Below are 13,125 nucleotides of genomic sequence, written 5' to 3' on the forward strand. Positions count from 1 at the left end.
GTCAGTACGCGTAAGGAAGGGGCGGCTCGGCGACGGGTCGCCCCTTTTCTTTTGAAGCAAGGGCCGCGGCCGTGCGGTGCAGGATGGCGTGACGGTCGGCCAGGCGGTCGAGATCGGGGTCGTAGCCGCCGCCGATCACGCCGACGACCGGGATCTCGCGCGACAGGCAGGCGCCCAGCACCCGGGCCTCGCGGGCGGCGATGCCGGCGTTGGTCAGGGCCAGCCGCCCCAGCTTGTCGTCCGCATGCGGATCGACGCCGGCGTTGAAGAAGACGAGATCAGGCGCGACCCGGGCCAGCAGGTCGGGCAGGATCGCATCCAGCCGGGCCAGATAGGCGGCGTCATCGGTACCGTCGGCCAGTTCGACGTCGAGATCGCTCGCCGCCTTGCGATGTGGGAAGTTCTTCTCGGCATGCATCGAGAAGGTGAAGACGCTGGGATCGCCCTCGAAGATCCGCGCCGTGCCGTCGCCCTGGTGGACGTCCAGGTCGACGACCAGCACCTGGCTCACCCGCCCCTCGGCCTGCAGCAGCCGCGCGGCCACCGCCACGTCGTTGAACACGCAGAACCCCGCGCCGGAAGCCGCCTCGGCGTGATGGCTGCCGCCGGCGGTGTTGCAGGCGATCCCATGCTCCAGCGCCAGGCGCGCGGCCAGGATGGTGCCGCCGGTGGCGGCGCGGGCCCGGGTCGCCACGCTGTCGCTGTTGGGCATGCCGATGCGGCGCACGATGTCGGGCGGCAGGGAAAGCTCGACCACGCCCCGCACATAGTCGTCCGTATGCGCCAGCCGCAGGACCTCCAGCGGCGCGAACTCCGGCTTGTGGAAACCCTCCGGCCCCGGCAGGCCCTCGGCCTCCAGCAGGCTGGCCAGCTTCGAGAACTTGTCCATCGGGAAGCGGTGCCCGGGCGGCATTTCGGCCCGGAAGGCGGGGTGATGGACGATTGGCGGCATGCGCAAAGCATGGGCGCCGCGACCATGCGGCGCAAGGCTGACGCTATGGGCAGCCTTGCCCTATCGATCCTTGAAGCTTATCGCAGCGCACCATGCAGACGCCCGAGAACCTCGCCGAAATCCTCAGCCTCGAAGCCATCGAGGTGAACCTGTTCCGCGGCATCAGCCCCAATGACGGCTTTCCGCGCATCTTCGGCGGCCTGGTCATCGCCCAGGCCCTGACGGCGGCCTACAAGACCGTGCCCGACCGGGTCTGCCACTCGCTGCACGCCTATTTCATCCGTCCGGGCGACGTGAACGCCCCCGTCCTCTACGAGGTCGAGCGGGCCCGCGACGGCGGCACCTTCACCACCCGCCGGGTGGCCGCCATCCAGCACGGCGAGCAGATCTTCAACCTGGCCGCCTCGTTCCAGACGCCGGAAGTCGGGCTGGAGCACCAGTTCGAGGCCCCCGACGTCCCCGCGCCCGAGACCCTGCCCACCGAGGCCGAATATCTGCGCAGCCTGGGCGACCAGATCCATCCCAAGATGCTGGCCTTCATGGAGCGCCCGCGCCCGGTGGACCTGCGCTGGATCGATCCGCAGAACCCGGTGAAGCCCGAGAAGAAGTCCGGCGAAAAGCAGGTCTGGATGCGCGCCGTCGCCCCGCTGGGCGAGGACATCCGCATGCAGCAGGCCGCTCTGGCCTATGCGTCCGACATGGCCTTCATGGAAAGCGCCCTGCGCCCGCACGGCCTGGTCTGGACGACGCCGGGCCTGCAGGCCGCCAGCCTCGACCACGCCATGTGGTTCCACCACCCCTTCGACTTCAACGACTGGACCCTGTTCGCCCAGGACAGCCCCAGCGCCTCGCAGGGCCGCGGCCTGGTGCGCGGCCAGATGTTCAGCCGCGACGGCCGGCTGGTGGCGTCGGTGGCGCAGGAATGCCTGATGCGGATCCGGAAGTAGGCGCCAGGCGCCTACCCCCTCCGGCCCTCCGGGCCACCTCCCCCAGAGGGGGAGGATCGCGCCCAGATGCTCCCCCTCTGGGGGAGCTGTCGCGGAGCGACTGAGGGGGTCGCCGAAGGCGAGCTACCCCCGCCCCGTCACCGAGGCCAGCGCCCGGGCGATCTGGTGGACATTGTAGGGCTTGCGGACGATCGGGGCGTCGAAGCCCATCGGGGCGGCCTTGTCGGCATAGCCCGTGGCGAACACGAACGGCCGGCCTTCCTTGCGCAGCACCTCGGCCACCGGAGCCACCGACTGGCCGTTGAGGTCGGCGTCGAGCACGGCAGCGTCGAACTCCTGCTCCAGCATCGCCAGGGCCTCGCCCAGTTCGGCCGCGCAGCCCACCACCTCGACGCCGCTGTCCTCCAGCCCCGCCTCCAGCTCCATGGCCAGCAGCAGCGAGTCCTCGACGATCAGCACCTTGAGGCCCGCGATGGCGCCGGCGCGGAAATTCTCGTCGCCGCCGCCGATGGTCTCGACGATGCGCTCGGGCTCGACCTCGGCCGGCTCGGGCTCGGGGCCGTCGGCCAGGGCGGCGGGGGCGGCGTGGATCATCGCCGACACGCCGCTGCGGCGGTAGTCGATCTTGGCCTCGCCGCCCAGCTCGCGGCCGACCACGTCCTCGACCAGGGTGGCGCCGAAGCCGCGCGTCGTGGGCGGACTAGTCGGCGGGCCGCCGGTCTCCAGCCATTCCAGGCTGAAGCCGCCCTCAGGCGAGCGACGCCAGACGATCTCGACCCGGCCGCTCTCGGTCGACAGCGAGCCGTACTTGACCGCGTTGACCGCCAGTTCGTGCAGGGCCAGCGACAGGGCGGCCGCCGCACGCGGCGTCAGGAACAGTTCAGGCCCGTCCCAGCGGGTCTGGTTGGGGGCCAGGCCGCCCAGCTCGGCGGCGGCGATGCGACCCAAGGTGGCGCCGCGCCAGCGGGCGGCGCTGATCAGGTCGTGGGCCGAACTCATCGACTTCAGCCGCCCGGCGAAGGTCTTGAGGAAGGCGTCCAGAGACGAGCTCTTGCGCGCCGACTGGGCGGCGACCGACTGCACCACCGCCAGCAGGTTCTTGATGCGGTGGTCGAGCTCGGCCACCAGGTTGTCGCGCCGCTCGTCGGCCTCGCGCTGGTCGGTGATGTCCTGCACCACGCCGATCAGCAGATCAGGCTGGCCCTCGCCGTCCAGCACCATGACCCCGCAACCGCGGCTCCAGCTTTCGCGGCCGTCGGGACTGGCGGCCCGGCGATACTCCACCTCGTAGCGGCCGCTCTCGTGCAGCTGGGCCCGCAGGTCGTCGCGGGTGACCTCGCGGTCGTCGGGGTGGACGTAGGGCCAGATGGCCTTGCCCTCCTCGGCGGGCATTTCGCCCGCGGGAATGCCGCTGATCCGCGCCATGCGCTCGCTGATGCGCACGCGGTCGGTCTTGATGTGCCACTCGAATTCGCCCAGGCGCGCGGCCGTCAGGGCCAGGGCCAGGCGTTCGCCGTCGAGCAGGCGCTCGGCCTCGGCCCGCGCCTGGTCGGCGCCGCGGATCAGCTCCTCGACCGCCAGGTCGGCCAGCTCCGACAGGGCTTCGAGCAGGTCCGGCGAGGCCTCGCCGCGCGGCGCGTCGTCCTCGACCGCCAGCACCCCCACGACGAAGCCGCGGGGATCGCGCAGCGGCGCGCAGGCCAGGAAGCCCGCATCGGCGACGTTCGCGTGCTGCGACGAGCGGCTGCAGCGCAGCACGATGTCGGCCAGCGGCGTCTCGCGGGAAATCGTCGGGTCGGCGTGGCCGACCCGTCCGGCCAGGCGGATGTGATCGACCTCGATCAGCAGCAGGGTCGCGCGCGGCGCTTCGAACAGGCGCGCCGCCAGCCGGGTCAGGCGCGAGAGACGCGGGTCGTCGGCGTCTTTCCACGCCTCGGCCAGAGCCGTCGCCGCCCGCAATCTACGGGCCTCCTGATCCGATGCTCGTTCTGCATCCGCGTCCGCCATGATTCGAACATAGACCGGCTTCCCGCCACGCGCGAGCGGCGATCACCCCGGATTGGGGCGTTCGCACGCGATCTTCTGTGGTGAAGCTTTCGCGGTGACGCTAAGATGGGAACTGGCCGCATGGGCTCCGCGTTGACGGGGCGCAGCTTGACGCTGCATTCCCGTACAGCCTGCCGCGAACCGGAGACGAGATCATGCCCGCGAACGCCTTGAATCCTGCTCTCAAAGAAGCCGACAAGGCGGCGAGCGCCGCCGGCGTGGCCGCCGAGCACGCCGAACGCAGCTTCGCCGAGGCTGCCTCGGCCGCGAAGGCCAGCTTCGCCGACGCCGCCAAGCGCCTGGAAAAGAACCTTCTCGAAGGCTTCGACACCCTGCGCGCCCAGAGCCGCACCTATACCGACACCGCCGGCGCCCAGCTGGAAGACGCCCAGAAGTACGTCTCCGAGCGCGTGCGCGAACGTCCGATCACCGCCACCCTGGCCGGTCTCGGCGTCGGCGTTCTCCTGGGCCTCCTGCTCGCGGGCGGCCGCAGCCACAACAAGTGATCTTCGAAAAGACCCTGATGACGCTGGCAGCGGCCGCGGCGATCGCCGCGGCCGCTGCCGTGAGCGTGTTCGCCGCCGCCTTCGCGCTTTTCGCCGTGCTGGCCCCGTTCCTGACGCCCGCCGGCGCGGCTGCCGTGGTCGCCGCGGTGACGGCTGTCATCGTCGCCGTGGCCGGCCTGATCGCCGCCAACCGGGCCGAGGCCAAGCGCGTCCGCCACACCCCGACGCCCGAGGTCAACGGCTTCGCTGAACGCATCGTCGACATCGTCAAGGATCGCCCGATCCTGTCGATCGGCGCGGCCCTGGCCGCCGGCGTCTTCGCGCTCAGGAACCCGACCTTCACGGCGGCCGTCGCCCAGGCCTTCATGGCTTCGAGACAACCACCGCCCAGACGTTGATTTTCTGGCGCCGAGTTTTTTCGGCGCCAACGTCTAGCTTTCAACCGCCCCCGGCCCATTTCCCGGGGGCGTTTCGCCATGGAGCAACCATGTTCAAGCTGCCCGACCTGCCCTACGCCTACGAGGCGCTCCAGCCGACCATCTCGGCGGAGACCCTGCACTTCCACCACGACAAGCACCACGCCGCCTACGTGAACGTGCTCAACACCCTGCTGCCGGAAGGCGACACCCGCTCGCTGGAAGCCGTCATCGCCGACGCCGGCCCGGGCAAGGTGTTCAACAACGCCGCCCAGGCCTGGAACCACGCGTTCTTCTGGGACTGCATGAGCGCTGATACGGCCGGTCCGGGCGAAGCCCTGGCCAAGGCCATCGACGAAACCTTCGGCGGCCTGGCCGGCCTGAAGGAAAAGTTCGTCGCCGAGGGCGTCGGCCACTTCGGTTCGGGCTGGGCCTGGCTGGTCGCCGAAGGCGACAAGCTGTCGCTGATCTCGACCCACGACGCCGACGGCGCCATGACCAAGCCGGGCGTGACCCCGCTGCTGGTCTGCGACGTGTGGGAGCACGCCTACTACCTCGACCACCAGAACAACCGTAAGGGCTTCCTGGAAGCCTGGTTCGACGCCCTGCCCAACTGGGCGTTCGCCGACGCCCAGTACGCCGCCGCCCAAGGCGATGGCGAAGCCTGGAAGTACCCGGTCTAAGCCGCAACTTAGGGCCGACCTTCAGAAGGGCGGGACCGCGAGGTCCCGCCCTTCTTGCGTTCAGGGGGCTTTGCAGTTGGGCCGGCGGTTCACCGCCCAGGTGCGCCAGACCACGAAGCCCGTGCGCTCGAAGGCCATGGCGGTGATGCGCATCTCCGTCGCATCGGCCTCGATGATGTTGAAGCTGGGCGGCACGCCGCGCTCGCGCACCGACAGCGTGCCCGAGCCCACCGCCTGGGTGCAGCCGCCGGCATAGGGGTAGGCGTGCACGAACGGGGCGTGGATATGCCCGGTTAAGACGAGATCCGCCCCGGCGTTGGCGAAGGCCAGGGCCGCCGCCTCGCCGCCGCGCACCTTGGCGGTCATCGGCCCGCCCATCATCTCGATCAGCGGGTGGTGGCAGACCACCACCTTCAGCCGCCTGGCCGGTTCGGCCTGAAGGCGACGGGCCACCGCCTTGGTCTGCGAACGCGACACCGCCCCCTTCGACCAGTTCCAGCGGATCTGGGCGCCGCGCGCCGAATTGAGCGTGAACACCGCCGCCCGCTCGTCGCGATACGACAGGCCGTCGGCGTCGCCGAACCGCGCCTCGTAGCGCCCCCAGGGCATGAACAGCCGCTCGAACAGCTCCACAGGTCCCTTGAAGGGGCTGTCGTGATTGCCCGGCGCCAGCAGTTGCGGCCGGGGCAGGCGCTCGAACCAGGCGCGGGCGGCGTCGAACTCGACCTGGGCGCCGTCCTTGGTCAGGTCGCCGGCCCCGATCACCAGGTCGGGCCTGGCCGCATGGATGCACTCCACCGCCGCCTCGACCGCCTGCGGATGCTCGCCGCCGAAGTGGATGTCGGAGACCTGGACCATCTTGAAGACGGGTTCGCTCGAGTTAGGCCCTGTCACGGGGCGTCGTCCTTCAGGGCCAGGGCGCGGAAGGCCTTGGGGCGGAAGCGGATCGAGACGTGGTCGTCCAGCCGCACCGGCTCGCCGTCGAGGATGGCCGGGATCCGCCCGCCGGCCCAGGCCCGGCCGATCCGGCAGCGCTGGACGCTGACCGCCTGGTCGTTGCGCCAGTCGCCGGTCACCGTCTTCACGCCGAGCCTGAAGATGTCGAGGGCGTTGGTCGGGTCGAGGGCGGCGGCCTCCAGGGCCCGCTCGTCGGCGTCCATGCCGCTGGAGACCAGGGGGCACATCAGGGTCAGGGCCTCGGCCTTCTCCTTGGGCCGCCCGTCCAGCACGTAGCGCAGGCGGCTGGAAAAGGCCCGGCGCAGGGCCCGCTGGGCGCGCATGATCGCCAGGTCGGCCCGGCCCTGCCGCGCGGCCTCGCGCGCCTCGGCCCACAGGGCGGGGCTGCCCAGGATGGCGGCGACGAAGAACAGGCGGCCGGCCACCTCGCCGCCGGAGATCATCCGCTCCTCGCCATGGGTCAGGCAGGCGGCCAGGGCCTGGGGCCAGGCGCGCTCGCCATAGAGGGCGCGGGGCAGCATGTTCATGGTGCCGCCCGGCAGGGGCGCGACCATCGGACCGGCGGGGCCGGCCATCTCGGCCGCCGCCCGGGCGGTGCCGTCGCCGGCCAGCACGAACAGCACGTCGGGCTTGCGGGCCAGGGCCTGCGTCAGGCAACTCTCCAGCTCGCCCGAGGCCGGCGCGCAGACCGTCCCCTCGACGCCGTGCTCAGCCAGGATCGCCTTGGCGCGTTCGGGCGCGTCGCGGCCCACAGATCCCGAGGCGACGTTGGCGACCAGTTCGACGCGCATGAAGACTCCCCTCGACGCGGCCCGGGACGGCCGCCGTCCGGAGCTAACGGCGGCGCTTGGCCGGGGTTCCCTCCTGGCGTCCCTCCGGGGGTCTCTCCGGGGCGCCCGCCGCGACCCGCCGGAACTTCCCGTGGCCGTGCTCCGTTTGACTGACCGGGACATGCTCGAACGGAGAGCCAAGATGAAGACCACAGTGATCGCGGTCGCCGCCGCCGGCCTGCTGGCTACCGCCTGCACCGCCACCGGCAACACCGAACGCAACGCCGCCGGCGGCGCGGCCCTCGGCGCCCTCGCCGGCGCCGTGATCGGCAACAATGTCGGCGCGGGCGACGCAGGCACGGGCGCGGCCATCGGCGCGGCCATCGGCGGCACCGCCGGCGCCGTGAAGGGCTGTCGCGAAGACGGCGGCTGCGGCGCCACCAACGTCAATCGTCGCCAGTACTATGACGAGCGCGCCGGACGGTATTACTACTACGACTCGCGCAGCGGTCGTTATTTCTGGGAAGACGGCAGCCCCCGCTGAGGCGGCGTCGTCCAACAGGGTTTCGAAGGCGGTCGACGCGCGTCGGCCGCCTTTGGCATGTTCGCGATCGGCGGGGTTCACATAGAGGGGCTACGGATGAACAAGGCTGGCGTTTGGATCGCGGCTGCGGCGATCGGAGCAACGATGACGGGTTGCGCGACCGGGCCCTGGCCGAAGTCGCGATCGCAGATCGAGGCCCTGCCGGCCGCCTGCGATGACTTCGCGGTGTCGATCTATTTCGACCGCGATTCCGCGGCGATCACGCGCGAGGCGCGGCAGCTGCTGCGCGGCGCGGCTGACCTGGCCAAGGGCTGCACGGCCAAGAACGTCCACGTGGTGGGCCTGGCCGACGCCGTCGGGGCGCCCGACGCCAACCTGGCCCTGTCGCAGCGTCGCGCCAGCGCGGTGACCGCGGCCCTGGCCAAGGTCGGCTTCCGCCAGGTGTCGTTCGAGGTGTCGGCGGCCGGCGACGCCGGCGCGATCACCCGTGACGGCGAGGCCCGCCCCCTACGCCGCCGCGCCGACGTGCGCATCGACCTCGAGGCGCCGCCCAAGCGCTGATCCTCGGACCTGCCAGCCGCGCATGAAGAAAGGCGGGCCGGTTTTGCCCGGTCCGCCTGAGGCGCGACAGAAAAAGAGGGGGTGCGGAGGCAGCAGGCTGGCTTTCACCAGCCTCAAGTCGGGGGGGCGTCGCCGCCTCCGCATACAGTAAACGACCTCCCCCAAACGGCGTTCCCGCGAATCCGAAATATTTTTCGCGTCCTCGGCGAGCGGATATTCCGGCGCCGCGACGTTCCGTCGGGCTGGAACATGGCCGTGCGCGGAACGTTGTTTCTCCGACCCCGTGAAAAAGTGGGCGAATGGGGAGCGACGTGATGATCCGCGCCTATCAAGCCGCGCATGGCGGACTGGTCTTCGAAACCCAGCGTCGACGCAGACAGGCCCGGAGTTCACGCCTGCTCGCTCTGGCGACCGTGCTGGGCATGGCGCTGGCGGTCGGCACCGTCCAGCATTTCGCCGAAGCCCGGCTCGACGCCGACCACGCCGCCTCGAAAGGCGCGGCCTGGACCGCCGCGAATTGAAATCAGGAGGTCCCTCATGGCGACCGACATCAATACCGAACACAGTCCTACCTTGAAGGCCACGCGCGCCCGCCAGGGCCGCTGGGGCCGGCACATCTTCTGGGTGCTGGTGATCTCGACCGTGCTGGCGGCCATCGCCCTGTTCGGGGCCTGGGGCATGCGCTCGGGCGACCTGGCGTCGGTCCAGCACAACACCGGCGCCGACACACCGGCCGAAGCCGCCCAGGGCACGACCGTGCAGACCGCCCCCAAGCAGGCCCCGGGCGAGAAGACCGCGCCCGCCCACTAGGCGCTCTTTTCTTCCGCCCAGGAAAAAGGCCCCGGCGATCGCTCGCCGGGGCCTTCGTCTTTTTCAAGCCTCGCCTTCGTCAGGCAGCCTGACGGGTCCGGCGCGGATGGAAGAACAGCGCCTGGCCGATGGCGGCCTTCACGGTTTCCGGCTGGAACGGCTTGGTGATCAGGAAGGTCGGCTCCGGACGCTCGCCGGTCAGCAGGCGCTCGGGGAAGGCCGTGATGAAGATCACCGGCACGTCGAGACGGGCCAGGATGTCCTTCACCGCGTCGATGCCCGACGAACCGTCGGCCAGCTGGATGTCGGCCAAAACGAGGCCCGGGGTCTTGCGGGCGACCGCGTCGACGGCTTCGCCGCGGGTGGCGGCGATGTCGACCACGTCGTGGCCCAGCTCACGCACCAGCGCCTCGATGTCGGCGGCGATGACCGGCTCGTCCTCGATGATCAGCACCTCGGTGGCCAGTTCGGCGTCGATTTCCGACTGGGCGTCGGCGATCAGCCGCTCGACCTCGCCGAAGTCGCAATCGAGGATCTGGGCGGCCTCGGTGGGCGTGAAGCCTTCCAGGGCCGTCAGCAGGAACGCCTGGCGCGACCGCGGGGCGATGCGCAGCAGGCGCTGCGAGGCGTCGTCGGAGATATCGTCGCGCCGCGCTTCCAGCTGGGCGCCCGAGGACAGCCAGATGGCGTGGAAGACGCGATAGAGCGCCACGCGCGGCGACAGGGCCGCGTCCAGCGAGCGTTCGCCGGCGGCCAGGGCCTCCAGCGCAACGCGGACATAATGATCACCGGTGGTCTGATCCCCGGTCAGCGCGCGGGCGTAACGGCGAACGTAGGGCAGGTGCGGCGCCAGTCGGGCAAGAAGACTCATGACCCCTCCCGTAGAGTGTCTTCGAAACAAAAAAGCTCGTCCGTCACGGCAAAGCTATGCCGTTCAGTCGGGAGCATAACGTGCCCTGCGTGACGACGGTTCCGTAGCAACTCGATTTTTGGCACTCTACGCTCAAGCTTATGGAACCCGATGCGGAATCTGGCGTTGACCTCCAGCATTTATAAATTCGGCCGCAGGGGGCGGACGCTGCGCACAACCGGCGTCGAGGACATGATCGAACACGTACCCATGGAAGATCAACGCAAGGGATCCGCCTCGCTCGACGAGGCGCGGCTTCGTCAGCAGGCCATCGGCGTCAAGCTTCGCCAGATGTTCGACGAGGTGGTCAACGAGCCCATCCCGGACGAATTCCTCGACATTCTGCGCAAGGCTGACAAGCCTTCGGGAGAGCGTTGAGCATGAGCGAAGCGCAAGTCGGCCGGTCGCCCATCGATCCGGTCCGTGACGAGACCTTCAAGAAAGAGCTCGTCACCCTCATCCCGCACCTGCGGGCCTTCGCGCGCACCCTCACCGGTGACCCGACGGCCGCGGACGACCTGGCGCAGGACGCCATGATGAAAGCCTGGGACGCCCGGGCCAGCTTCCAGCTGGGCACGAACATGAAGGCCTGGACCTTCATGATCCTGCGCAACCAGTTCTATTCGGAGAAGCGTCGCTCCTGGCGTCAGAGCCAGCTCGACCAGGAAGCCGCCGAGCGGACCCTGGTGGCGGTCGACGATCCGGAAGCGCCGGTGGCGCTGGACGAGCTGCGCATGAGCCTGGCCATGCTGCCGCCTGAACAGCGCGAAGCCCTGATCCTGGTCGGGGCCGGCGGTTTCGCCTACGAGGAAGCGGCCGACATCTGCGGATGCGCGGTCGGCACGGTGAAGAGCCGGGTCAGCCGGGCTCGTCGAGCCCTGCAGGCCATCCTCGAGTCGGGCGGCTATGAGCGTGACGGCGCGGCCGCCGGCGACGCGATGCACGCCATCCTGGCCGATGCGGAGCGTTTGAGCACCCAGCGGTGAAGCGCGTGTACGGCCGCGCGGCGGAGGTCGTCGGCACCATCCGGGTCCGTCTGGGCCTAGCCCTGGCCCTGGCCCTCCTGCCGGTGCTCCTGATCGGCGCGTTCCAGTCGTATCTGGCCTTCCGGGCCGAGGACGACGCGCGCCGGCAGAGCCTGGAAATCGCCGCCAGCCATAGCGCCGGCACCGCCCGCGCGCGTATCGAGGCGGCCGGCGTGCTGCTCCAGACCCTGGGCCCCGGCTCGGTGGGTCTGGAGTGCGCCCGGCGTCTCGACGCGGTGAAGTCGCGCCTGCCCGGCTACGCCAACCTCATCCGGTTCGACGCCTATGGTCGCGTGTCCTGCGCGGCCGGAACCACGCCGCGCGACCCGGAGCGGGCCAAGCGGCCCTGGTTCCTCGACCTGTCGGCCGGAGCGCCCCTGACCGTGGCCCCGACGCCCGGCGCCGTCTACGCCGGCGAGCCGGCGGTGCTGACCGCCGTGCGGGCCGAGGATGCGAACGGCGTGTTCAACGGCGCGATGGCGGCGGTCCTGACCCTCTCCAGTCTCAAGCCCCAGACCGCGACCCGCTCGCTGCCGGAAGGCGCCGAGGTGGGTCTCGCCGATGCTCGCGGCGTCGTCTTCTCGGCGACCGACCTGAAGGCCTTCGGGCCGGCCCACGACCATCTGCGGGAGCAGGCGGGACGGGATACGGTCCTATGGTCGGGCAAGGACGTCGAAGGCCGCCGCCGCCTGTTCTCGGCCGCCTCGCTGGTCGGCGACGACGTGTTCGTGGTCCTGTCGGCGCCGGCCCCGGGCATCATGTCGTGGGCCTCGCTCAGTCCGATCTCGCGGATGCTGCTGCCGATCCTGGGCTTCGCCCTGGGGCTGCTGGCGGTTCTTTGGGCGACCGAGCGCGAGGTTATCCGCTGGATCGTTTATCTGCGCCGGGTGGCGGCGATCTACGCCAAGGGCCGCTTCACCGTGCGCCCGGTGCAGGCCTCCGAGCGCGCCCCGCCCGAGATCCGCGAGCTGGCCAAGACCCTGGACGACATGGCCGTCGGCATCGTCCAGCGCGACGCCTCGCTGCGCGACAGCCTGGCGGAGAAGGACTCGCTGATGCGCGAGATCCACCACCGCGTGAAGAACAACCTGCAGATCATCACCTCGCTGCTCAACATGCAGCAGCGCGCCCTCACCGACCCGGCGGCGCGCACGGCGATGAACGACACGCGCCAGCGGATCACCGCCCTGGCCCAGATCTATCGCGCCCTTTACCAGGGGCCGGACCTCAAGCGGGTCGACCTGCGGCCGTTCCTGGAGGAGCTGACCGCCCTGCTGCTGGCCGGCGACATCAACGGTCCCGGCGCGGTGCGCACCGAGGTCCACGCCGACCCGCTGGTCATCGACCCCGATCGCCTGGCGCCGCTGGCCCTGTTCGCGGTCGAGGCCATCACCAACGCCCAGAAGCACGCCCTGGCCGAACGCGGCGGCGCGCTGACGGTGGACTTCTTCGTGCGCGGCGAAGAGGCCGAGCTGGCCATCGGCGACGACGGCCCCGGCGCCCCGTCCGGCCCCGGCGAGGGGGTGGGCCGCACCCTGATGACCGCCTTCGCCCGCCAGCTGCGGGGCACGGTGAAGTTCGACGTCAGCCCGATGGGCGGACTCCTTGTGCGGCTTGTGTTCCCCACGCCCCAGGCCCTGCCGCCGCCCCAGCATCAGGCCGGAACCTAGGCCGCGCGGCCACGTTTGCTCTGGGCGATCCATCATCCGCCCACGAGGGCGAACAGCGGAGAACCTCCCCATGCGCAAGCTCATCATTTTCGCCGCCCTGGCGGCCAGCCTGACCGTCGCCGCCTGCAACACCGTCGAAGGCGCCGGCAAGGACGTCACCTCGGCCGGCAAGGCCGTCACCGACACCGCCCGCGACGCCAAGAACTGATCACGGCCCTCCGGACCGTAAGAGAGGGACCCGCTTCAACCCTGAGGCGGGTCCCTTTCCATTTCGGATCGCCGCGTTACGCAAACGACGTTCGAAAGCGGGCGCCGCGCTCGCCCGCGC

The 13,125-nt window shown here is 70.5% G+C and carries 17 protein-coding genes; 12 read left to right on the forward strand and 5 right to left on the reverse strand.

Annotation, left to right across the window (positions count from 1 at the left end; genetic code table 11):
- Position 1 precedes the first annotated feature (1 nt).
- Positions 2-952 (reverse strand): histone deacetylase family protein, encoded by a 951-nt coding sequence (locus AC07N1_RS19245; protein WP_494673246.1) that lies wholly within the window; start codon positions 950-952, stop codon positions 2-4.
- A gap of 92 nt (positions 953-1,044) precedes the next feature.
- Between AC07N1_RS19245 and AC07N1_RS19250 the strand changes: the two genes are divergently transcribed.
- Positions 1,045-1,899 carry an acyl-CoA thioesterase gene (locus tag AC07N1_RS19250; RefSeq protein WP_494673247.1) on the forward strand — a complete coding sequence of 285 codons (855 nt, stop codon included), beginning with the start codon at positions 1,045-1,047 and terminating at the stop codon, positions 1,897-1,899.
- A 123-nt stretch (positions 1,900-2,022) separates the two neighbouring features.
- Here the strand turns inward: AC07N1_RS19250 and AC07N1_RS19255 are convergent, their stop codons facing one another.
- A complete protein-coding gene (locus tag AC07N1_RS19255) occupies positions 2,023-3,858 on the reverse strand; it encodes an HWE histidine kinase domain-containing protein (protein ID WP_494673248.1) in 1,836 nt (611 codons plus the stop codon).
- A gap of 242 nt (positions 3,859-4,100) precedes the next feature.
- On the opposite strand from AC07N1_RS19255, the gene AC07N1_RS19260 reads away from it, so the two are divergent.
- The 3 genes from AC07N1_RS19260 to AC07N1_RS19270 all read left to right on the forward strand — a co-directional run bounded on the left by AC07N1_RS19260 (position 4,101) and on the right by AC07N1_RS19270 (position 5,550).
- Positions 4,101-4,451, forward strand: coding sequence for a hypothetical protein (locus AC07N1_RS19260; protein WP_494673249.1), 351 nt, complete (start codon positions 4,101-4,103; stop codon positions 4,449-4,451).
- 17 nt (positions 4,452-4,468) lie between these two features.
- On the forward strand, positions 4,469-4,849 hold the full coding sequence (locus tag AC07N1_RS19265) for a hypothetical protein (RefSeq protein WP_494673250.1): 381 nt from the start codon (positions 4,469-4,471) through the stop codon (positions 4,847-4,849).
- Between the two features lie 89 nt (positions 4,850-4,938).
- On the forward strand, positions 4,939-5,550 hold the full coding sequence (locus AC07N1_RS19270) for a superoxide dismutase (RefSeq protein WP_494673251.1): 612 nt from the start codon (positions 4,939-4,941) through the stop codon (positions 5,548-5,550).
- A gap of 60 nt (positions 5,551-5,610) precedes the next feature.
- Here the strand turns inward: AC07N1_RS19270 and AC07N1_RS19275 are convergent, their stop codons facing one another.
- On the reverse strand, positions 5,611-6,444 hold the full coding sequence (locus tag AC07N1_RS19275) for a metallophosphoesterase family protein (RefSeq protein WP_494673252.1): 834 nt from the start codon (positions 6,442-6,444) through the stop codon (positions 5,611-5,613).
- Positions 6,441-7,298, reverse strand: coding sequence for a diacylglycerol/lipid kinase family protein (locus AC07N1_RS19280; protein ID WP_494673253.1), 858 nt, complete (start codon positions 7,296-7,298; stop codon positions 6,441-6,443). Before AC07N1_RS19280 ends, AC07N1_RS19275 begins: the two co-directional genes overlap by 4 nt.
- A gap of 181 nt (positions 7,299-7,479) precedes the next feature.
- On the opposite strand from AC07N1_RS19280, the gene AC07N1_RS19285 reads away from it, so the two are divergent.
- From AC07N1_RS19285 to AC07N1_RS19300, 4 genes are all read left to right on the forward strand, one after another.
- Positions 7,480-7,821 (forward strand): YMGG-like glycine zipper-containing protein, encoded by a 342-nt coding sequence (locus AC07N1_RS19285; protein WP_494673254.1) that lies wholly within the window; start codon positions 7,480-7,482, stop codon positions 7,819-7,821.
- Between the two features lie 144 nt (positions 7,822-7,965).
- The gene (locus AC07N1_RS19290) at positions 7,966-8,382 is read left to right on the forward strand and encodes an OmpA family protein (RefSeq protein WP_494673255.1); all 417 of its coding nucleotides are present in this window, start codon (positions 7,966-7,968) and stop codon (positions 8,380-8,382) included.
- A gap of 314 nt (positions 8,383-8,696) precedes the next feature.
- The gene (locus AC07N1_RS19295) at positions 8,697-8,903 is read left to right on the forward strand and encodes a hypothetical protein (RefSeq protein WP_494673256.1); all 207 of its coding nucleotides are present in this window, start codon (positions 8,697-8,699) and stop codon (positions 8,901-8,903) included.
- A 16-nt stretch (positions 8,904-8,919) separates the two neighbouring features.
- On the forward strand, positions 8,920-9,192 hold the full coding sequence (locus AC07N1_RS19300) for a hypothetical protein (protein ID WP_494602228.1): 273 nt from the start codon (positions 8,920-8,922) through the stop codon (positions 9,190-9,192).
- 79 nt (positions 9,193-9,271) lie between these two features.
- Here AC07N1_RS19300 and phyR read toward each other — a convergent pair whose 3' ends face one another.
- Positions 9,272-10,063 (reverse strand): anti-anti sigma factor/receiver protein PhyR, encoded by a 792-nt coding sequence (gene phyR, locus AC07N1_RS19305; protein WP_494673257.1) that lies wholly within the window; start codon positions 10,061-10,063, stop codon positions 9,272-9,274.
- 231 nt (positions 10,064-10,294) lie between these two features.
- Here phyR and nepR point away from each other — a divergent pair, with 231 nt between their 5' ends.
- The 4 genes from nepR (at position 10,295) to AC07N1_RS19325 (ending at position 13,005) form a co-directional block, all read left to right on the forward strand.
- On the forward strand, positions 10,295-10,480 hold the full coding sequence (gene nepR / locus AC07N1_RS19310; RefSeq protein WP_494673277.1) for an anti-sigma T factor NepR: 186 nt from the start codon (positions 10,295-10,297) through the stop codon (positions 10,478-10,480).
- 2 nt (positions 10,481-10,482) lie between these two features.
- Positions 10,483-11,088 carry a sigma-70 family RNA polymerase sigma factor gene (locus tag AC07N1_RS19315; protein ID WP_110118973.1) on the forward strand — a complete coding sequence of 202 codons (606 nt, stop codon included), beginning with the start codon at positions 10,483-10,485 and terminating at the stop codon, positions 11,086-11,088.
- On the forward strand, positions 11,085-12,797 hold the full coding sequence (gene phyK / locus AC07N1_RS19320; protein ID WP_494673258.1) for a sensor histidine kinase PhyK: 1,713 nt from the start codon (positions 11,085-11,087) through the stop codon (positions 12,795-12,797). Before AC07N1_RS19315 ends, phyK begins: the two co-directional genes overlap by 4 nt.
- Before the next feature lie 70 nt (positions 12,798-12,867).
- A complete protein-coding gene (locus AC07N1_RS19325; protein WP_494673259.1) occupies positions 12,868-13,005 on the forward strand; it encodes an entericidin A/B family lipoprotein in 138 nt (45 codons plus the stop codon).
- Positions 13,006-13,125 lie beyond the last annotated feature (120 nt).

It is taken from the genome of Caulobacter sp. GW821-FHT09B11, assembly GCF_059418205.1.